This window comes from Enterobacter cloacae complex sp. SHL020 (assembly GCF_049236945.1).
Lineage (GTDB): Bacteria > Pseudomonadota > Gammaproteobacteria > Enterobacterales > Enterobacteriaceae > Enterobacter > Enterobacter dykesii.
Window position 1 is genome coordinate 461678 of the sequence record NZ_JBMKJF010000001.1, and the last position, 19635, is coordinate 481312.

Here is a 19635-nt window from a genome sequence, read left to right on the forward strand (position 1 = left end):
CATTCAAAACGGCTTACTTATACCTGCTTAATAATATTTTAATAATCACGCATCTGAATCATCATGCCTCTGCACATCGTCCTAAGGACATTCCTCTTCTCTCTGCGGCTAAATGCTGTATTATGCAAACTATTGCAACATTTTGCAGGAATGTCCCTCATGCACAAAACCGCTCGTCAACGCTACGTCCTGGATTTACTCAGCGAGCAAGGCCAGGCCACCATCACCGAGCTGGCAGAAAAGCTGCAGGTATCAGCGGACACCATCCGTCGGGATCTGACCGACCTGGAAAACCAGGGCCTTGCGCAGAAGAACCACGGCGGAGCCATCGCGCTCAACCTTTCCGCCATGAATCGTCATGGACGCAACACGCTGCTGCCGGAGACCAAACAGCGCCTGGGTAAGCTGGTTGCAAAGCAGGTTCCACCGGGCTCCACCCTGTTTCTGGATGCCGGAAGCACGGTTATGGCCGTCGCCACCTTTCTTCAGGGGCCGCTCACCGTCATTACCACGTCGCTGGATATCGCCCAGCATTTTAGCGACCGGGAAGATATTGAGCTGATCCTGCTCGGCGGAAAATGGGACCACAAGCAGCGACTGTTTGCCGGCAGCGCCACGCTGTCTTTGCTGTCCCGGTATCGGGCAGATATCGCCATTCTTGGGGCGTGCGCCATTCATGCCGAACTCGGGTTGAGCGCCGGTAAAGAAGCGGATGCCGAGGTTAAACGCGCGATGCTCGACGCAAGCCATGCGCACTGGATTGTCGCCGACCACCTGAAAATTAACCGCTGCGAGCCGTATCTGGTTTCCGGGTTATCCAGCATCCAACAACTCTTTTTAGATCGTCCCTGGCCTGAGCTTGGGGACCATAGCGCACTGCAGGTTACGGTGTGCGCGAATTAACGTGGAGAAGGTCATGAGTAAAGTTCAAACAATCAACATTGCGCTGATCGGGTATGGATTTGTCGGTAAAACCTTCCATGCCCCGCTGATCCAGTCTGTGGACGGGATTAACCTCGCCGTGGTCTCTTCTCGTGATGAAGAGAAGGTTAAACGCGATCTGCCGGACGTACAGGTGGTGGCGACACCGGAAGAGGCTATTCAGCATCCTGATATCGATCTGGTGGTGATTGCCTCCCCCAACGCCACGCACGCCCCGCTGGCGACGCTTGCCCTGAACTCGGGTAAACACGTGGTCGTGGATAAACCTTTTACCCTCGACATGCAGGAAGCCCGCGACCTGATTGCGCTGGCGGATGAAAAGCAGCTGCTGCTCTCGGTCTTCCACAACCGCCGCTGGGACAGCGATTTCCTCGGCATTAAGCAGATTATCGAGCAAGGCACGCTCGGCAAGGTTAAGCACCTGGAATCACACATCGACCGTTTCCGCCCGGAAGTTCGCGTACGCTGGCGCGAGCAGAACGTACCCGGGAGCGGTCTGTGGTTTGATCTGGGTCCTCATCTGATTGACCAGACGCTACAGCTCTTTGGCCTGCCGCAGTCGGTTCAGGGGAATATCGCGACGCTGCGCGACGGCGCAGAAATTAACGACTGGGCGCACGTGGTCTTAAATTACCCGGAGCATAAGGTCATTCTGCACGCCAGCATGCTGGTTGCTGGCGGTACGGCACGCTTTACCGTACACGGGGACAAGGGCAGCGTGGTAAAAGCCAGAATCGATCAGCAGGAAGCGCAGTTGCTCTCAGGGGTAACTCCCGGCAGTGAAACCTGGGGCGAAGACAGCGACAGCATGGTGTTCTTTGGGGCTAACGGCGCACCGCAGACGATCCCTACCCCGAAAGGCGATCAGCGCCAGTATTACGTCAACGTACGTGATGCGCTGCTCGGGAAAATCACTAACCCTGTCCACCCTGTTGAGGCACTGGCCGTCATGGCCGTGCTGGAAGCGGCGGTGAAGTCGTCGGAGACGGGGTCAACGCAGCCGCTGGAGTTAACTGATGAAGAGCGTGCGCTGCTGAGTTAAAAAACAGGCCGGGTGGCGCTGCGCCTACCCGGCCTGTTTTTCGCCTTTATTGACGCTTATTCGGCATCATGCGCAGGAGGGTATTATCTTTCCAGAAATAGTGGTGCATCAGCGCCGCCGCCGCGTGCAGGCCAATCACAAAATAGCCCAGGTTCGCCAGCGTCTCGTGCCACTCTTTCAGCACATCAACCAGGTCAAAATTGGACTCCGCCGCATGCGGCATCGCCAGGCCGAAAGCAAACCATTCGCTCCCCCGGTTATACATCATCACAATGCCAATTAGCGGCAGCGCAATAAACAGCAGATACACCACCAGGTGCCCCAGATGAGACATCCCCGTCACCATCGCTTTTGGCTTCGGCTGAATCGGCGGCGCGCGGAATTTCAGGCGAACCAGCAGACGCGTCACCATCAGCACCAGGATACTGATACCGCACGAGACGTGGATCATATTGATCGCTGGACGAGCGGTGCGAGGGAAGAAACCTTTGAACTCCATGGCGCAGTAGGCGACGATGATTAACAGAAACACCAGCCAGTGGATGCCGATTTGCAGGCTTGTATATTTAGTGCGCATGTGATTTCCCGATTAAAAACAGTTATCGCGCCAACATAATCCCCTTTCCTTAAAAATTCATTAACTTTTCTGTATGGTTTTTCAAATACTTCCTCCCGCATGAAGCATCTTCAATTGCCGCCCTGTCCGTGATGGTCTAAGCCTGGATGAGTTCAAACTGTCGTATCGACACGTTTACAGGAGAACACCATGAGTAAAATTGGCATTAACGGCTTTGGACGCATTGGGCGCCTTGTACTGCGTCGCCTTCTTGAAACCCAGGACAGCAATACCGTCGTCGCCATCAACGACCTCACCTCACCGAAAGTGCTGGCCTACCTGCTCAGGCATGATTCCAACTACGGTGGCTTCCCGTGGAGCGTCGATTTCACCGAGGATGCGCTGATTGTGGACGGTAAAACCATTGCGGTGTATGCCGAAAAAGAGGCGAAGCACATTCCGTGGAAAGCCGCAGGCGTGGATATCGTCGTGGAGTGCACCGGCTTTTATACTTCAGAAGAAAAATCACGGGCGCACCTGGACGCCGGCGCGAAGAAAGTGCTGATCTCTGCGCCAGCGGGTGAGATGAAAACCATCGTCTACAGCGTGAATGACGACACCATTGACGCCAGTGACACCATTATTTCCGTCGCATCCTGCACCACCAACTGCCTCGCCCCGCTGGCGAAAGCCCTGAACGATGCGTTTGAAATAAAAGTGGGCACCATGACCACCATTCATGCCTATACCGGTACGCAGGCGCTGGTGGATGGCCCGCGCGGGAAAGACCTTCGCGCTTCGCGGGCGGCAGCAGAGAATATCATTCCCCACACCACCGGTGCGGCAAAGGCCATCGGTCTGGTGATCCCTGCGCTCAGCGGCAAGCTGAAAGGCCACGCGCAGCGCGTGCCGGTAAAAACGGGTTCGGTCACCGAGCTGGTGGCGATTCTCGGCAAGAAAGTGACCGTTGAGGAGATCAACGCCTCGCTGAAAAAGGCGACGCAGGGCAATAAATCGTTCGGGTATACCGACGAAGAGATTGTGTCGTCCGATGTTATTGGCTCGCATTACGGTTCGGTGTTTGACGCCACGCAGACGGAGGTGTCAGAAGCGGGAGAGCTGCAGCTGGTGAAAGCCGTCGCATGGTATGACAACGAGTACGGTTTTGTGACGCAGCTGGTGCGGACGCTGGATAAGTTTGCGGCGCTGTGATTCTATGCCTTTATTAAGGGTTAATATGAGCAGTGAAGCATCCCCTCTCCCTGTGGGAGAGGGTTAGGGTGAGGGGAACATACGGGTGTAGTGGTCATTCCGTTCACTTTATGTTCCTTGCTACTCTTTAACGACATAACCGGTGAACGTGCCAGGGTGGCTCAATCGCCACCACCCTGGCAACCCGGGCTCCCGGCGGTAAATCGCCGCTTCGCGGTCCCCTCAGCTTATTCCTTCAGGCTATCGGGTCGGGCATGAGCCTGCATCCCTGCAGGCCACGCCCTCTCGGCGCATCCCTGCGCCTCGCCCCGGCCTTACGGAAACGCTTCGGCGATATACAGCCGGACCAGGACATTGCTGTAAGCCAAAGGTTATTCTGAAGCGGTTGTTATCGCTTCTGATTACACCCTTAAATCGAGCGTCTGGCCAACGCATCCGCGAGGACCGGATCCTGCTGCAGCTGTTTCCACGCGGCAATCACCGCCTCAGGGAATTCAACATGCGCGATAAAATCCCGCCCGGCCGGGCCATAGCTGTTAACGTCATCATACAAACGCGGCAGCTCACCCAGAACCAGTGAAATGTAGCGGTCAACGGGCCACAGTCCGCTATTGCCCGCGATAAATTCCACGCCCTCTTTGCCATTTTGCAGCGTTGGCGTAAACCCGGGATGGCTTATCCACTGCGGTGATACGGGCTCATCCCGACAAACGCGGGCAAACGTCGACATCGTACGGCGCTGCATCGTCGGGTCCTGCACCACCAGCACCCGCCCGGTCACTCGCTGATGCTGTTTCAGCATATTCCAGCTAAAGCGCGCGTTTTCACCGCAGTTGGTGGATTGATCCTCAACCCACAGCTGCGCCTCGGGGATCTGCCAGAACGCCCGCGCAATGTCGGCAAGAATGCTCGCTTCGGCCCGCCCCGTGACCGGTACGGTGTGATAACGCGGATGACTGCCGATGGCGGCGTATAAAAAGGTGGTCGAATGCCCGATGCCGCCGCTAATCAGAAGCGGCACGTTCTTCTGAGAGGCAATCCGGCAGGCCGCGTCAATGGTTGGGATCACCGCGTTCCCTGCCAGGATGACCGCATCGACGTCCGGTTGCTGGCGGCTGCCGCTCAGGTCGTCCTGCGCCAGCCATTCACCGACAGTATTGATGGCCGCCAGCGTGGCGTCCGGCAGGATGGGAAAATGGGGCTGTTCCATGATGAACTCCTTCTCTCTATTCCTTCAGGGTAGCGACTTCAGGTTCTCAACACAACGGCGACATCGGGCCGCTCTTTTTCCTTAAACTTCCCTTCTACATTTGATTAACATGCGTAAATCATATTCACTTGAATTATCATTTGCGGCAGACGTAGAATCGCTAGCCCGCTAATTATTCAATCATTTCTAAGGTAAACGACGTTATGCGCCTGCCCGAACGCGACCCTTATGCTCCTCGCGAGTGGCAGCCACATGAGAAACCCGCCCTGCTGGGTTCCCCTTCCACGCCCGAGCACAGTACGCCAAAACGGATTGCCTACGGCGTCGTGGGCCTGCTGGTCTGCCTGACGGGAGCGCTGGGAAATGCGGTGGTGACCGCCAACCTGCAAAACCTGCAGGGGACCTTCGGCGCCTGGTCGACCGAAATCGCCTGGCTTCCCGCGGTCTACGTCATGACCAACATCTCTATCAACCTGCTGCTGGTCAAGTTCCGCCAGCAGTACGGCCTGCGCGCCTTCACGGAAGGTTTTCTGGTGCTGTACGTGCTGGTGACCTTTTTCCACCTGTTCGTTAACGATCTCAGCTCGGCGCTGATGGTGCGCGCCGCGCACGGGATGGTGGCCGCCGCGCTCAGCTCGCTGGGGATTTACTATCAGATCCAGGCCTGGCCTGCGAAGCACCGCCTGAAGGCGCTCACCATCGGGATTACCGGGTCGTCGCTCGCCATTCCTCTGGCCCGCCTGTTTTCAACCGAACTGCTGCAGCTGGACGAATGGCGCGGGCTCTATTTCTTCGAGCTGGGGCTGGCGCTGATCTCCCTGGCCTGCGTGATAGCCTTAAAACTGCCCCCGGGCGACAGGCGCAAGGTCTTTGAGAAGAAAGACTTCATCACCTTCTTTTTAATGGCCCCCGGAATGGCCCTGCTCTGCGCCGTGCTCTCTCTAGGCCGCCTTGACTGGTGGTTCGAGGCGCCGTGGATCGGCTGGTCGCTGGCGCTATCGCTGGTGCTGATTGTGGCCGCCATCGTCTTTGAACATAACCGCGCCAACCCGCTGCTTAACACCCGCTGGCTGTCGAGCGGCAGCATCGTCCGTCTGGGACTCATCATGCTGCTGATCCGTATCGTGCTGGCAGAGCAAAACACTGGGGTCATCGGCTGGCTGCAGTACGTGGGGTTACAGAACGAGCAGATGACCCACCTGGCGTGGTCCATTTTCGCCGGGATCGTCTGCGGGATTGTCACCAGCTGTCTTACCATCAAACCCACGAAACTTGCATGGCCGATTATCACCTCCCTGGCGCTGATGATTGTCGCCTCGCTGCTGGATAGCCAGTCCAACAACCTGACCCGGCCGGATCAGCTGATGCTCAGCCAGTTTCTGCTGGGCTTCGGCAGCGCCTTCTTCCTGGCGCCCGCCATGCTGGCCGCCATTGGCGGGGTGATCGCCGATCCGCGCAACCTGGTCAGCTTCTCGGTGATGTTCGGCATGAGTCAGAACCTCGGCGGCCTGCTGGGCTCCGCGATCCTCGGAACCTTCCAGACCTGGCGCGAGAAGTACCATTCCAGCCTGCTGGCGGACCAGCTCACCACGCTCAATCCGCTGGTCAACGAGCGTATCCAGATTTACACCCAGATGTACCGGAGCCTGATTGGCGACAGTTCGCTGCTGGGAACGCAGGCGATCACGCAGCTGCAAACGGTGACGACGCTTGAGGCGAATATTCTGGCTTACAACGATACTTATCTGCTGACGGCGGGCATCGCTGCCGCCACGCTGGTCTGGATTTTATGGCGCCTGTTGCGCCTGCGCATCACTGCCCGTATGGCGCTGAAGAACGCCACCGGCAATAAATAATTGAAATAGTTCTGGAGAGTTTATGAGTCAGCAGGATGCCGCTAAAGAGCAGGCCAACACCCGCAAAAATGTGCGCATTGTTTCCGTTTTCACCGCCGCTGCCATCGGTATTGTCGGCGTGCTGGTGATCCTTTACGCGTGGCAGCTGCCGCCGTTCACCCGCCACGCGCAGTTTACCGACAACGCCTACGTGCGCGGCCAGACGACGTTCATCAGTCCTCAGGTGAATGGCTATATCACCGAGGTGAAGGTTCAGGACTTTGTGCAGGTTAAAAAAGGCGACCTGCTGTTGCAGATTGATGACCGTATCTATCGTCAGCGCGTGCATCAGGCCGAGGCACAGCTGGCGATGAAAATTGCCGCGCTCAATAACAACCTGCAGCAGCGTAAAAGCGCCGAAGCGACGATCGCCAAAAACGACGCGGCGCTGAAAAATGCCCGCGCCCAGAGCCTCAAAACGCAGGCGGATTTAAAGCGCGTGAAGGATCTGGCGGCTGACGGCTCGCTTTCCGTACGCGAACGCGATGCGGCGCTGGCCAGCGCGGCCCAGGGCAGCGCCGACATCGAGCAGGCCAAAGCCTTGCTTGAGATGTCGCGTCAGGATCTGCAGACGGTGATTGTGAACCGCGGCGCGCTGGAGGCGGATGTCGAAAACGCAAAAGCGGCGCTGGAGCTGGCACAGATCGATCTGCAAAACACGCGTATTGTGGCGCCGCGTGACGGCCAGCTGGGTCAGATCGCCGTTCGTCTCGGGGCATACGTGACCGCCGGAACCCATCTCACCACCCTTGTGCCTCCGCAGCACTGGGTCATCGCCAATATTAAAGAGACCCAGCTCGCGGAGTTGCGCGTTGGTCAGCCTGTCAAATTCACCGTTGATGCCCTGAACAACAAAGCCTATCAGGGCCGCGTGGAGAGCATCTCCCCGGCGACCGGCGTGGAGTTCAGCGCCATCACGCCGGACAACGCCACCGGCAACTTTGTCAAAATTGCCCAGCGTATTCCGGTGCGTATTGAGGTGCTCGGTAAGCCTGAGGAGTCCGCGCTGCTGCGTCCGGGTATGTCGGTACAGGTGACCATTGATACGCGGGAGGCGAAGTAATGATCCTTCGCCCGATAGCAACGCTGGTGGCAGCGGTCATGCTGGCCGGATGCCAGTCCGTTGACGTGAAACAGGCGCAGCCGACGCTGCACATCCCCACCCAGTGGCGCACCGTCTCCGGCCCTGCCAGCCCGACGGAGCAGCTCTGGTGGCGCAATTTTCATGACAACAACCTGAACCGCTATGTGGATCAGGCGCTACAGCATAACAGCGACGTGCTGATCGCCCGCGAACGGATAAACGAGTATCAGGCGCGGGTCTTCGCGGCCGACGGCAGTCTCTTTCCCTCGCTTGATGCGGGCGTAACGGGGACGCGCGCCCGTTCACAATCCGCCGCGACCGGGCTGCCGGTCTACGGCACGCTGTACAGAGGGAGCCTGACGGCGAGCTACGACGTGGATATCTGGGGCGTCAACCGCAGCACGGCCAATGCCGCCGAGGCTTCGCTGGCGGCGCAAAAAGCCGCCGCTGCCGCCGCGGATTTGACCGTCGCGTCTTCGGTTGCGTCCGGGTATGTCACCCTGCTCTCGCTTGACGAACAGCTGCGGGTGACCGAATCCACGCTGAAATCGCGCGAAGAGGCATTTAACCTCGCGAAACGTCAGTTTGAGACGGGCTACAGCTCGCGTCTGGAACTGATGCAGTCGGATTCCGAGCTTCGCTCAACGCGGGCGCAGGTGCCCGTGCTGCAGCATCAGATTGCACAGCAGGAGAACGCCCTCAGCCTGCTGCTGGGAAGCAATCCCGGGGCGGTAGCGCGCAGCGAAAGCTTTGAGACGCTAACGCCGCTGAGGCTGCCGTCACAGCTGCCTTCTACGCTCCTGAACCGTCGGCCGGATATCGTTCAGGCCGAACGCCAGCTGGTTGCGGCCGACGCCTCGCTTGCCGCGTCGCGCGCGAGCCTGCTGCCGTCGATCAACCTGACCGCGACAGGATCGATACAGGATCGCACCCTGTCCGGCCTGCTGGACAACCCGCTTCAGCTCTGGAGCGTTGGGGGCAGTATTCTCGCCCCGCTGCTGAACCGCCAGGCGCTGAATGCGCAGGTGGATATTTCCCAGTCCCAGCGTAACCAGGCGCTGTACGCCTATGAAAAAACCGTGCGTAACGCGTTTGCCGAAGTGAACAACAGCCTTGATGCTATTACGCGCTATCAGGAACAGCTGACCGAGCTGCTTGCCCAGCAGAATGTGGCGCAGGAGACGCTGCGCATTGCGCAGAACCGCAATCGCAACGGCTACTCCTCCTATCTGGACGTGCTGGACGCGCAGCGCACGCTGTACTCGGTGCAGACCAGCGTGGTGCAGGTGAAAAATAACCTGCTGCTGGCGCAGATCGATTTGTACAGGGCGCTGGGCGGCGGCTGGAAGAGTGCATGAACCCGGCTTGCGCGCTGATGCCCTCACCTCGCCCCTCTCCCACAGGGAGAGGGAGAAAAATCCAAGGAGTCAATCTATGCGTCAACAATGGTCTGCAGTAGATAATTACATGATTTCTTCGCTGATCCCTGACGATGACGTGCTGAGTCAGGTACTGGAAAACAACAAGCGCGCCGGGCTGCCCGAACACGACGTGGCGGCCAATCAGGGACAGCTGCTGGCGCTGTTCGTGCGCATGACGCAGGCGCGGCGCGTTCTGGAGATTGGTACGCTGGGTGCTTACAGCTCGATCTGGATGGCGCGCGCCCTGCCGCCGGACGGAAAGCTGATTACGCTTGAGGCCGATCCCACACATGCCCGCGTTGCGCGCCAGAATATTCAGCTTGCTGGGTTAAACGAACGCATTGAATTAATTGAGGGTCCGGCGCTTAGCTCGCTGGAGAATTTCGGTGAGGTTCCGCCGTTCGACCTGATCTTTATTGATGCCGATAAGCCAAACAATCCCGGCTATCTGGAGTGGGCGCTGCACTATTCCCGTCCCGGCACGATAATCATTGGCGATAACGTGGTGCGCGACGGAGAGGTCATTAACGGGCAAAGCGACGACGCGCGCGTGCTGGGGGTGCGGCGTTTTATCGAAATGATTGGGGATAACCCGCGCCTAACCGCCACCGCGCTGCAAACGGTGGGGGTTAAGGGATGGGATGGGTTTACGCTGGCGATGGTGAACGGGTGAAAAATTGTGCCGGCTGATGCCCTCACCCCGGCCCCTCTATCAAACTAAGTGCGCCAGGTATGGCGCACTCATATCTCATGATCCCTGTTCCTCTCCATATACCATATTAGCTTTTTCATTAGGCCACTTTTGCAGCTTAGTACAACTATAGACTTGAGGCCCAAGCGCGAGGGTATAACTCAACTGCTTGTTTTCATCACGAGAGCTGCCCCAAACAATTTCTATCTCAGGATCTTCCTTTGTTACGTAACTTTTAGAAAGTTCGTCATACTTTGCGGGGGTGAATTTTGCATAGCTCAACTCGTCTGAAACCTGATCAGGTGATATGAATAAATCAATGTTATGTGTTTGGTTATTTTTAAGACCCAGTAATGTAGAATTATTGTCAAGTCTGACCATTTCAACATCAATACCTTTCCCGCATATCTGGTGCCTTTCAGCCTTAACACCTCCAAGTTGAGGTATCTCGGTCGCATAGCTGATTTGAATTAAGCTTATAGTCGAAGCAATAAGAATCCATTTGAATTTCATATATAAACCTCTATTTTATAAAGGTTAATCATATGCTTATGGATTTTAGACTTTTAGTGTAAAAATGCCTATGCGATACAGATGCTCTTATGCGCTTTTTATGCATGAACTAAAAATCGTCAGATTTGGTTTTTTTTGAACTTTATGTTGCATTACAAAAATACCAAATGGTCTTTTTATTGCTTAAGATTATGTTTTATAAGACTGTTTCTATACTCTTGTTATCCGCCCTCTCCCACAGGGAGAGGGATAAACCGGGTTTTAAGCGGAAATCTGCTCCATCGCCTGCAGGATACGCTTATCCGAAATCGGATACGGCGTACCGAGCTGCTGGGCAAAGAAGCTGACGCGCAGCTCCTCGATCATCCAGCGGATCGCCTGAACGTCTTCATCATCGCGGCGCGCCGGCGGCAGCTTGTTGAGCCACTGCTGCCACACCTGCTGCACGCTCTCCACTTTCAGCATCTGCGCGCGATCGCGGTGCGGGTCGATAGCCATTTTTTCCAGACGTTTTTCAATCGCCTGCAGATAGCGCAGCGTATCGCCCAGACGCTTAAAGCCGTTGCCGGTGACAAAGCCGCGATAGACCAGCCCCGCCATCTGCGCCTTCACGTCCGAGAGCCCCAGCGCCATGGTCATATCCACGCGCCCCTTCAGGCGCTTGTTGATATTGAACACAGCGGTAAGGATCTGCTCGACCTGTTTGGCTATCTCCACCACGGTGTCGTTCAGCTCCGCGCGCACCTTTTCATGAAGCTGAGCAAAGCCCTCTTCCGTCCAGACCGGCCCGCCCGCCTCGTGGATCAGCTTGTCCACGCCGCAGGAGATGCAGTCGTCAATCAGATCCAGCACCTTGCCGTACGGGTTAAAGTAGAGCCCGAGCTTGGCTTTGTTCGGCAGCTTCTCGTGCAGATACTTGATCGGCGACGGGATGTTGAGCAGCAGCAGGCGACGCAGCCCGCGCCACATCATCTGCTGCTGTTCCTGCGGGTTATCAAACAGCTTGATCGCCACGCTGTCGCGCTCGTCCACCAGCGCCGGCCAGGCTTTGACCTTATAGTTACCGCGCTTCTGTTCGTAGCTTTCCGGAAGCTGACCAAAGCTCCAGATATGCAGCCCGCTCTGCTCGATGCCGTCATCGGCCACCGCAGACAGCGTTTCCTGAACTTTGCCTTTCAGCGCCTCTTTCAGCTCGCTCAGGGAGCGCCCTTCCAGCAGCTTTTTATTTTTATCGTCCACCACGCGGAAGCTTATTTTCAGATGATCGGGCACCTGATCCCAGTTCCAGTCTTCACGGTCGATGGTGGTGCCGGTCATGCGTCGGAACTCGCGCTCGAGCGCGTCCAGCAGCGGCAGCTCCAGCGGCGTGACGCGGCCTAAAAAGGCTTCCGCATAGTTCGGCGCGGGAACAAAGTTACGGCGCACCGGTTTCGGCAGGGATTTGATCAGCGCAATCACCAGCTCGCGGCGCAGGCCGGGAATTTGCCATTCAAACCCGCCTTCATCGACCTGGTTTAACAGCGGCAGCGGAATGTGGACGGTCACGCCGTCGGCGTCGGCCCCTGGCTCAAACTGATAGGTCAGACGCAGCTTGAGGTTGCCCTGATGCCAGAAGTTCGGGTAGTCGAGCTGGCTGACCGACTCCGCGCCCTCTTTAATCAGCATGCTCTTTTCGAAGTTGAGCAGGTCCGGCGTCTCTTTGCTGGACTTCTTCCACCAGCTGTCGAAGTGGCGGGCAGAGATAACATCGTGGCTGATGCGCTGGTCGTAAAACTCAAACAGCGCCTCATCATCCACCAGAATGTCGCGGCGGCGCGACTTATGCTCCAGCTCCTCCACTTCCGCGCGCAGCTTCAGGTTTTCGCGGAAGAAGGCGTGGCGCGTCTGCCAGTCTCCCTCCACCAGCGCGTGGCGGATAAACAGCTCGCGGCTGAGCGCCGGGTCAATCTGGCTGTAGTTGACCTTCCGCGCGGCAACCACGGGCAGGCCGTAAACGGTCACCTTCTCGGTCGCCATCACCGCGCCCTGCGCGCGCTCCCAGTGCGGTTCACTGTACGAGCGCTTAAGCAGATGCTGCGCCACCGGCTCCACCCATTCCGGATCGATCCGCGCGGCAATGCGCCCCCACAGGCGGCTGGTTTCCACCAGCTCGGCGACCATGGTCCATTTCGGCGGCTTTTTGAACAGGCCGGAACCGGGGAAGATGGAGAAACGGGCGTTGCGCGCGCCGGTATACTCCTGCTTCTCGGCGTCCTTCATCCCAATGTGGGACAGCAGGCCGGTCAGCAGTGCGATATGGATTTCGCGATACTCCGCCGGCTCGCTGTTCACCGGAATGCCCAGCTCTTTCACCACCTGGCGCAGCTGGGTGTAGATATCCTGCCACTCACGCACGCGCAGGTAGTTGAGGAAATCCACGCGGCACTGGCGGCGGAACTGGTTCGAGGAGAGCGCTTTCTGCTGCTCGCCGAGATAGTTCCACAGGTTCACGAAGGCGAGGAAGTCGGACTCTTTGTCGTGGAAGCGACGGTGCTTTTCGTCAGACGCCTGCTGCTTGTCCATCGGACGCTCGCGCGGGTCCTGAATGGAGAGCGCCGAGGTGATGATCATCGCTTCGCGCACGCAGCCGTGCTTCTGCGCTTCCAGCACCATACGGGCCAGACGCGGATCCACCGGCAGCTGGCTGAGCTGTCGGCCCAGCGGCGTCAGCCTGTAGACCGTCGCCTGCTCGTCGGTGGTAATGGCGCCGAGCTCTTCCAGCAGACGCACGCCGTCCTGAATGTTGCGTTTGTCCGGCGCTTCGACGAACGGGAACGCCGCGATGTCGCCCAGCCCCAGCGCGGTCATCTGCAGGATAACGGACGCCAGGTTGGTGCGCAGAATTTCCGGGTCGGTAAACTCCGGGCGCGACAGGAAATCGTCTTCGGAATAGAGACGAATACAGATCCCTTCCGACACGCGGCCGCAGCGGCCTTTACGCTGGTTAGCGGACGCCTGAGAGACCGGCTCAATCGGCAGCCGCTGGACCTTGGTGCGGTAGCTGTAGCGGCTGATGCGCGCCGTGCCCGGGTCGATAACGTATTTAATTCCCGGCACGGTCAGCGAGGTTTCCGCCACGTTAGTCGCCAGGACGATGCGGCGCCCGCCGTGCGGCTGGAAGACGCGGTTCTGCTCGCTGTTCGACAGACGGGCGTACAGCGGCAGGATCTCCGTGTGGCGCAGGTCGCGCTTGCTGAGCGCATCGGCGGTGTCGCGGATTTCGCGCTCGCCGCTCATGAAGATCAGAATGTCGCCCGCGCTTTCGTTGCCCAGCTCGTCAACGGCATCGAAGATGGCCTGCAGCTGGTCGCGCTCGGTATCATCCGCCTCTTCCACAATCGGGCGATAGCGCACTTCAACCGGATACGTGCGTCCTGACACCTCGATAATCGGCGCATTGTTGAAATGCTTCGAGAAGCGCTCCGGGTCGATGGTCGCGGAGGTAATGATGACTTTCAGATCCGGGCGACGCGGCAGCAGCTCTTTCAGGTAGCCGAGCAGGAAGTCGATGTTCAGGCTGCGCTCGTGCGCTTCGTCAATGATGATGGTGTCGTACTGCATCAGCAGGCGATCCTGCTGAATTTCAGCCAGCAGAATACCGTCGGTCATCAGCTTGACCATGGTGTTATCGCTGACGTGGTCGCTGAATCGCACCTTGTAGCCGATGCAGCCGCCCGGCTCCGTCTGCAGCTCTTCGGCAATACGGTTCGCTACGGTGCGCGCCGCCAGACGACGCGGCTGGGTGTGGCCAATCAGCCCTTTCAGGCCGCGTCCCAGCTCCATACAGATTTTCGGCAGCTGGGTGGTTTTCCCCGAGCCGGTTTCCCCGGCGACAATCACCACCTGGTGGTCGCGGACGGCCTCAAGGATGTCCTGTTTTTTCTGGCTGACGGGCAGGTTTTCCGGGTAGGTAATCGCCGGGCGCGCGGCTTCGCGCAGCAAGACTTTCCCTGCCGCCTGTTCAATCTCTTTCGCCATCTCCTGGTAAATGGCCTGTTGAGCATCAGGATTTTTAACCTTCTTAACGCCGTGCAGACGACGGGCGAAGCGCTGTTTGTCGCGTAGCATCAGAGAATCGAGCTGTTGCAGGAGCATCGGGAAGGTCAATTTTTGTTGTTCTGTCATAGCGTTAAAGGGCACTACACGCCCTGATAAATTCTCTTTTTAATGATTGCTATAGAGTACCACAATGACGCCTTTCGCGCCTTATTCAAAAAATTCGAACATAGGCTTCGATATATTGCGCTATCTCTATGGCAGGATTGTGAATAGAGTGTCAACAAGCAACGGGGCAACCCCCTTCAATCAAATCCAAAAACAGGAATCACCCATGAGCAAAGTATTAGTTTTGAAATCCAGTATTCTGGCAGGGTACTCTCAGTCTGGTCAGCTGTCTGATTACTTCGTTGAACAGTGGCGTGAACAGCATTCTGCTGACGAAATCACCGTGCGTGACCTGGCTGCAAACCCAATTCCTGTGCTGGATGGCGAGCTGGTTGGCGCGCTGCGCCCAAGCGATGCACCGCTGTCTCCACGTCAGCAGGAAGCCCTGGCGCTCTCTGACGAGCTGATTGCTGAGCTGCAGGCGCATGACGTTATCGTTATCAACGCCCCAATGTACAACTTCAACATCCCTACCCAGCTGAAGAACTACTTCGACCTGGTGGCGCGCGCTGGCGTAACCTTCCGTTACACCGAGAACGGCCCTGAAGGTCTGGTGAAAGGTAAACGTGCGATCGTCCTGACCAGCCGCGGCGGTATCCATAAAGACACCCCAACCGACCTGGTTGCGCCGTACCTGAGCCTGTTCCTGGGCTTCATCGGCATCACTGACGTGAACTTCGTGTTCGCGGAAGGTATCGCTTACGGTCCGGAAGTGGCGACCAAAGCGCAGACCGATGCGAAAGCCGCCATCGACAGCCTGGTAGCAGCCTAAGATTTTGCCCTCTCACCGCCTGGTGGGAGGTTTTTTCTTTTCCCCGCATTTCGTTATCATCCGCTCCCACTCTCCAGCCGGGCGGCCTGATGTCTTCGATTATTGATTCTTTTATAGCCCCACCGTGTCACGACGACATTCAGATCCTCTGGCAGGATGAACATCTGCTGCTTATCGATAAGCCCTCCGGTCTGCTCAGCCTCTCGGGCAAAAATCCGCAAAACCTTGATTCCGTCCATTATCGTCTGGTCCAGACGTACCCCGGCTGCACGCTGGTACACCGCCTGGATTTCGGCACGTCCGGGCTGATGGTGGTTGCGCGCAATAAGGCCATCAACGCGGCGCTGTGCCAGCAGTTCAGCCAGCGCAGCGTGGAGAAAGTCTACAGCGCCATGCTTTGCGGTCATGTGGAAAATGACGAGGGAATAATAGACGCGCCGATTGCCAAAGACCCGGCGCTGTTCCCGCTGATGTCAATCTGCCCCATCAGCGGAAAACCCGCCCGCTCCCGCTATCGGGTGGTGGAACGGTTTTATCAGGGTACGGGAGTGCCGTTAACGCGGGTGATACTGACGCCGGAGACCGGGCGAACCCACCAGCTGCGCATTCACTGTCAGCAGCTGGGGCACCCAATTCTGGGCTGCGATCTGTATGGCGGTCTTGAAGCGCCGGGGGCTAAGGATGCGCCCCGGCTGATGCTGCATGCCAGCGAGTTGAATTTTATTCATCCCGTGAGCGGAGAGCCGGTTAACGCCCGTCACGCCGCCCCGTTCTGAACGCAATTTACCACATCAAATCGTCAGGGATTTTGAAGTCCGCGTACGGATCGTCTTCGTCCTGCTCTTCCTGGCTGAGCGCGCTGTTTAGCACAATGCTGTCGGCATCGCGCTGGGCAATTTTATCGGCCACCACCGCCGGAATAATCGCGTATTCGCAGTCGCCGCTGGCGTTGATGACCAGACGGGCAATCGCCAGACGACCGTTAATCAGCTGGGCCTGGGTTTGCTTGTCGACGTCGATTTTTTTGATCAGATTACCGTCGGTGAAGTTAAAGGTGATGTTACCTTTCGCCACGGTGATGCGGTTCATCTCAATCAGCTGCTTCACCTGCGCCTTAAACTCTTTCGCCAGCACGGCCTGCTTCTGCTGTTCGCTCAGCAGCTTGTCGCGCTCGATCTGCGCCTTTTTGTTCTCTTCTACCGCTTCACGGGCCTCCCGCGCCTGAACGCGTGATTTCTTTGCCGTGCGCTGCACTTTCGCCGCTTTCTTGCTGCTGACGAGGCCCGCTTTCAGCATCTGCTCTTGTAAGGTGAGTTTTGTCATGATTGTTTCTAAACCGGTTGGAAATTTTGGGGATTATAGCGTCATTAAGGGCGTGCCGAAACATAAGTAAAACATAGGACGGTTCACCATAACCGTCTGATAATTTGACGCCTGCAAAATAAAACACAATGGAACACTCCAGTGATAACGATTCATAAAGCCGACCTGCACTCTTCTGAATCCCTGCGTCTGATTGAAAAATTATCATCAGAACTGGCGAACATCACCGGGGATGGCGGTACGCGTCATTTTAACATCGACTCGATGATGGCCGAACGCGCCCTGTGGGCGGTCGCCAGGAATGAAAAAGGTGATGCCGTGGGATGTGCCGCATTACGACCACTTTCCGAACAGATTGCCGAGCTGAAACGCATGTATTCCGACAGGAGCGAGCCGGGTATTGGTAAGGTTTTACTGGCTTTTCTTGAAGCGTCGGCACAACGTTTAGGTTATAGCGAAGTCTGGCTAGAAACCCGACACGTTAATGCTCGTGCGGTGAAATTCTATGAGCGAAATGGCTACCGCGTCATTGACAACTATGGTCCCTACATCGGCAGGCAAGAAGCAGTCTGCTTAGCAAAAAAACTTGCACTAAACGAGAGTCGTGGGAATTTGTGATCAACATCATGAACTTCCCTCATGTTGCATTGAAATTAAGTCACTTCCCCTGCGCCGCGGGCTAAGGCATAAATTATGCATCGGTAACTTCTTAGCAACATGAACTTAGGATGCATAACCACAATGAGCAAAGCTTTCACATATACCCTTAAGCGCAGTTGCTTCGATGAGAATTACAACCCGTCAGAAAATACGCGTACGACCACCAACTTTGCCAACCTGGCGCGCGGGGAAAAGCGTCAGGAAAACCTGCGCAATACGCTGGTGATGATCAACAACCGCTTTAACGCCCTGGCGCGCTGGGATAACCCAAATGCCGATCGCTACGCGGTTGAGCTGGAAATCATCTCTGTCGATTTGAACATTGGCGCGGAAAAACCGTTCCCGGCCATTGAGATATTGCAAACCACGATTGTCGACAAAAAAAATAACCAGCGTATCCCTGGCATCGTCGGAAATAACTTCTCTTCTTACGTGCGGGATTATGATTTCAGCGTGCGCCTGCTGGAACACAACAAGAACCAGCAGCACTTCAGCATTCCGGAAAAGTTTGGCGAACTGCACGGCAATATTTTCCGCCACTTTGTGAATTCGCCGGAATACAAAGAGAACTTCAGCAAGGGTCCGGTGATCTGCCTGAGCGTCTCCAGCAAAGACACCTACCGCCGCACCGGTAACCAGCACCCGGTACTTGGCATTGAATATCAGCCGGATGGCGAGTCGCTTACGGAACAGTACTTCGCGAAGATGGGCCTGAAGGTTCGCTATTTCATGCCGGAAAACAGCGTGGCGCCTTTCGCGTTCTTCTTTACCGGGGATTTGCTGAGTGACTACACCGATCTGGAGCTGATTGCCACCATCAGCACGATGGAGACGTTCCAGAAAATCTATCGCCCGGAAATTTATAACGCAAACTCGGCGGCGGGACTGTGCTACCGACCGGATCTGAACCAGCAGGATCACTCCTTAACCAAAATTGTTTATGACCGGGAAGAGCGTAGCCGACTGGCGATTGAACAGGGTCGCTTTACCGAAGCGTACTTTATTAAGCCTTACCAACACATTCTTGAGCAGTGGTCTGATAACTACACGCTTTAATTCATCAAAATAGGTCTTTTATTATGAAAACATTGCTCCCGACTTCTACGGCTGGCAGCCTGCCTAAGCCGACCTGGCTTGCACAACCTGAAACCCTGTGGTCACCCTGGAAATTACAGGATCAGGAACTCCTGGCGGGCAAGCAGGACGCGCTGCGCCTGTCCCTGGATGAGCAGATCCGCGCGGGTATCGATATCGTCAGCGACGGAGAACAGACCCGCCAACACTTCGTCACCACCTTTATTGAACACCTGAGCGGCGTAGATTTTGAAAATCGCCAGACGGTGCGCATTCGTAACCGCTACGACGCCAGCGTACCGACCGTGGTTTCAGCCGTTGCGCGTCAGAAGCCGGTATTCGTGGACGATGCGAAATACCTGCGTCAGCTCACGGACAAGCCGATCAAATGGGCCCTGCCCGGGCCGATGACCATGATCGACACCCTTTACGACGCGCACTATAAAAGCCGCGAAAAGCTGGCCTGGGAATTCGCCAAAATCCTCAATCAGGAAGCGCGTGAGTTAGAGGCCGCAGGCGTGGATATTATCCAGTTTGATGAACCGGCATTTAACGTCTTTTTTGACGAGGTGAACGACTGGGGTATCGCCGCGCTGGAGCGCGCCATTGAAGGGCTGAAGTGCGAAACCGCGGTACACATCTGCTACGGCTACGGCATCAAGGCCAATACCGACTGGAAAAAGACGCTCGGCTCAGAGTGGCGCCAGTATGAAGAGGCCTTCCCTAAGCTGCAGACCTCTAATATCGATATTATCTCCCTGGAGTGCCACAACTCCCGCGTACCGATGGATCTGCTGGAGCTGATCCGCGGTAAAAAGGTGATGGTCGGCGCGATTGATGTGGCAACCAACGCCGTTGAAACGCCGGAGGAAGTCGCCGATACGCTGCGTAAAGCGCTGCAGTTCGTCGATGCCGACAAGCTTTACCCGTCAACCAACTGCGGCATGGCTCCGCTTTCCCGCCAGGTGGCTAACGGCAAGCTGAAAGCGCTTAGCGCCGGCGCAGAGATTATCCGCAAGGAGCTCGGCGCGTAATTG

General features: G+C 56.8%; 17 protein-coding genes. 12 read left to right on the forward strand and 5 right to left on the reverse strand.

From position 1 onward, the window contains the following. Positions 1–159: 159 nt before the first annotated feature. Both ACOTZB_RS02120 and ACOTZB_RS02125 read left to right on the forward strand, forming a co-directional pair. On the forward strand, positions 160–903 hold the full coding sequence (locus tag ACOTZB_RS02120; RefSeq protein ID WP_047651235.1) for a DeoR/GlpR family DNA-binding transcription regulator: 744 nt from the start codon (positions 160–162) through the stop codon (positions 901–903). A gap of 13 nt (positions 904–916) precedes the next feature. Then, complete coding sequence (locus ACOTZB_RS02125) at positions 917–1984, forward strand: oxidoreductase (RefSeq protein WP_421626379.1); 1068 nt, start codon at positions 917–919, stop codon at positions 1982–1984. Between the two features lie 46 nt (positions 1985–2030). On the opposite strand, the gene cybB is transcribed toward ACOTZB_RS02125, so the two are convergent. After that, a complete protein-coding gene (cybB, locus tag ACOTZB_RS02130; RefSeq protein WP_047651233.1) occupies positions 2031–2561 on the reverse strand; it encodes a cytochrome b561 in 531 nt (176 codons plus the stop codon). A gap of 189 nt (positions 2562–2750) precedes the next feature. Here cybB and gap point away from each other — a divergent pair, with 189 nt between their 5' ends. Further along, positions 2751–3752, forward strand: a complete 1002-nt coding sequence (gene gap, locus ACOTZB_RS02135) for a type I glyceraldehyde-3-phosphate dehydrogenase (RefSeq protein ID WP_421626380.1) — start codon at positions 2751–2753, stop codon at positions 3750–3752. Between the two features lie 409 nt (positions 3753–4161). Here gap and ACOTZB_RS02140 read toward each other — a convergent pair whose 3' ends face one another. After that, complete coding sequence (locus ACOTZB_RS02140; RefSeq protein ID WP_421626381.1) at positions 4162–4962, reverse strand: YdcF family protein; 801 nt, start codon at positions 4960–4962, stop codon at positions 4162–4164. A gap of 203 nt (positions 4963–5165) precedes the next feature. Between ACOTZB_RS02140 and ACOTZB_RS02145 the strand changes: the two genes are divergently transcribed. The 4 genes from ACOTZB_RS02145 to ACOTZB_RS02160 all read left to right on the forward strand — a co-directional run bounded on the left by ACOTZB_RS02145 (position 5166) and on the right by ACOTZB_RS02160 (position 10035). Continuing rightward, a complete protein-coding gene (locus ACOTZB_RS02145; protein ID WP_047061824.1) occupies positions 5166–6818 on the forward strand; it encodes an MFS transporter in 1653 nt (550 codons plus the stop codon). 22 nt (positions 6819–6840) lie between these two features. Beyond that, positions 6841–7920, forward strand: a complete 1080-nt coding sequence (locus tag ACOTZB_RS02150; protein ID WP_126328478.1) for an HlyD family secretion protein — start codon at positions 6841–6843, stop codon at positions 7918–7920. After that, positions 7920–9299 carry an efflux transporter outer membrane subunit gene (locus ACOTZB_RS02155; protein WP_421626382.1) on the forward strand — a complete coding sequence of 460 codons (1380 nt, stop codon included), beginning with the start codon at positions 7920–7922 and terminating at the stop codon, positions 9297–9299. The genes ACOTZB_RS02150 and ACOTZB_RS02155 overlap by 1 nt, the downstream gene beginning before the upstream one ends. A gap of 76 nt (positions 9300–9375) precedes the next feature. Further along, entirely contained in the window at positions 9376–10035 is a 660-nt protein-coding gene (locus ACOTZB_RS02160; protein WP_421626383.1) for an O-methyltransferase, read from the forward strand. A 75-nt stretch (positions 10036–10110) separates the two neighbouring features. Here the strand turns inward: ACOTZB_RS02160 and ACOTZB_RS02165 are convergent, their stop codons facing one another. Together ACOTZB_RS02165 and hrpA are read right to left on the reverse strand one after the other, a co-directional pair. Further along, entirely contained in the window at positions 10111–10566 is a 456-nt protein-coding gene (locus ACOTZB_RS02165) for a hypothetical protein (protein WP_421626384.1), read from the reverse strand. Between the two features lie 261 nt (positions 10567–10827). Then, positions 10828–14730, reverse strand: a complete 3903-nt coding sequence (gene hrpA, locus ACOTZB_RS02170; RefSeq protein ID WP_421626607.1) for an ATP-dependent RNA helicase HrpA — start codon at positions 14728–14730, stop codon at positions 10828–10830. A 205-nt stretch (positions 14731–14935) separates the two neighbouring features. Here hrpA and azoR point away from each other — a divergent pair, with 205 nt between their 5' ends. Together azoR and ACOTZB_RS02180 are read left to right on the forward strand one after the other, a co-directional pair. Continuing rightward, on the forward strand, positions 14936–15541 hold the full coding sequence (gene azoR / locus ACOTZB_RS02175; RefSeq protein WP_008502313.1) for an FMN-dependent NADH-azoreductase: 606 nt from the start codon (positions 14936–14938) through the stop codon (positions 15539–15541). Between the two features lie 89 nt (positions 15542–15630). Further along, positions 15631–16317, forward strand: a complete 687-nt coding sequence (locus ACOTZB_RS02180) for an RluA family pseudouridine synthase (RefSeq protein WP_421626385.1) — start codon at positions 15631–15633, stop codon at positions 16315–16317. Positions 16318–16324: 7 nt separating this feature from the next. On the opposite strand, the gene ACOTZB_RS02185 is transcribed toward ACOTZB_RS02180, so the two are convergent. Further along, entirely contained in the window at positions 16325–16864 is a 540-nt protein-coding gene (locus ACOTZB_RS02185; RefSeq protein ID WP_023311631.1) for a DUF2058 domain-containing protein, read from the reverse strand. 141 nt (positions 16865–17005) lie between these two features. On the opposite strand from ACOTZB_RS02185, the gene ACOTZB_RS02190 reads away from it, so the two are divergent. The 3 genes from ACOTZB_RS02190 (at position 17006) to ACOTZB_RS02200 (ending at position 19632) form a co-directional block, all read left to right on the forward strand. Beyond that, positions 17006–17482 (forward strand): GNAT family N-acetyltransferase, encoded by a 477-nt coding sequence (locus ACOTZB_RS02190; protein ID WP_421626386.1) that lies wholly within the window; start codon positions 17006–17008, stop codon positions 17480–17482. A gap of 123 nt (positions 17483–17605) precedes the next feature. After that, positions 17606–18580: a DUF1852 domain-containing protein gene (locus tag ACOTZB_RS02195; RefSeq protein ID WP_421626387.1), complete on the forward strand. Its 975-nt coding sequence runs from the start codon at positions 17606–17608 to the stop codon at positions 18578–18580. A gap of 23 nt (positions 18581–18603) precedes the next feature. After that, the gene (locus tag ACOTZB_RS02200; RefSeq protein ID WP_023311627.1) at positions 18604–19632 is read left to right on the forward strand and encodes a methionine synthase; all 1029 of its coding nucleotides are present in this window, start codon (positions 18604–18606) and stop codon (positions 19630–19632) included. The last annotated feature ends 3 nt before the right edge of the window (positions 19633–19635 follow it).

Coding starts and splice junctions, on each gene's coding strand:
- ACOTZB_RS02125 (WP_421626379.1), top strand. CDS start 917: ATGAGTAAAGTTCAAACAATCAACATTGCGCTGATCGGGTATGGATTT.
- ACOTZB_RS02200 (WP_023311627.1), top strand. CDS start 18,604: ATGAAAACATTGCTCCCGACTTCTACGGCTGGCAGCCTGCCTAAGCCG.
- ACOTZB_RS02160 (WP_421626383.1), top strand. CDS start 9,376: ATGCGTCAACAATGGTCTGCAGTAGATAATTACATGATTTCTTCGCTG.
- ACOTZB_RS02155 (WP_421626382.1), top strand. CDS start 7,920: ATGATCCTTCGCCCGATAGCAACGCTGGTGGCAGCGGTCATGCTGGCC.
- ACOTZB_RS02195 (WP_421626387.1), top strand. CDS start 17,606: ATGAGCAAAGCTTTCACATATACCCTTAAGCGCAGTTGCTTCGATGAG.
- ACOTZB_RS02120 (WP_047651235.1), top strand. CDS start 160: ATGCACAAAACCGCTCGTCAACGCTACGTCCTGGATTTACTCAGCGAG.
- ACOTZB_RS02185 (WP_023311631.1), bottom strand. CDS start 16,864: ATGACAAAACTCACCTTACAAGAGCAGATGCTGAAAGCGGGCCTCGTC.
- gap (WP_421626380.1), top strand. CDS start 2,751: ATGAGTAAAATTGGCATTAACGGCTTTGGACGCATTGGGCGCCTTGTA.
- ACOTZB_RS02140 (WP_421626381.1), bottom strand. CDS start 4,962: ATGGAACAGCCCCATTTTCCCATCCTGCCGGACGCCACGCTGGCGGCC.
- ACOTZB_RS02165 (WP_421626384.1), bottom strand. CDS start 10,566: ATGAAATTCAAATGGATTCTTATTGCTTCGACTATAAGCTTAATTCAA.
- ACOTZB_RS02150 (WP_126328478.1), top strand. CDS start 6,841: ATGAGTCAGCAGGATGCCGCTAAAGAGCAGGCCAACACCCGCAAAAAT.
- ACOTZB_RS02145 (WP_047061824.1), top strand. CDS start 5,166: ATGCGCCTGCCCGAACGCGACCCTTATGCTCCTCGCGAGTGGCAGCCA.
- hrpA (WP_421626607.1), bottom strand. CDS start 14,730: ATGACAGAACAACAAAAATTGACCTTCCCGATGCTCCTGCAACAGCTC.
- cybB (WP_047651233.1), bottom strand. CDS start 2,561: ATGCGCACTAAATATACAAGCCTGCAAATCGGCATCCACTGGCTGGTG.
- azoR (WP_008502313.1), top strand. CDS start 14,936: ATGAGCAAAGTATTAGTTTTGAAATCCAGTATTCTGGCAGGGTACTCT.
- ACOTZB_RS02180 (WP_421626385.1), top strand. CDS start 15,631: ATGTCTTCGATTATTGATTCTTTTATAGCCCCACCGTGTCACGACGAC.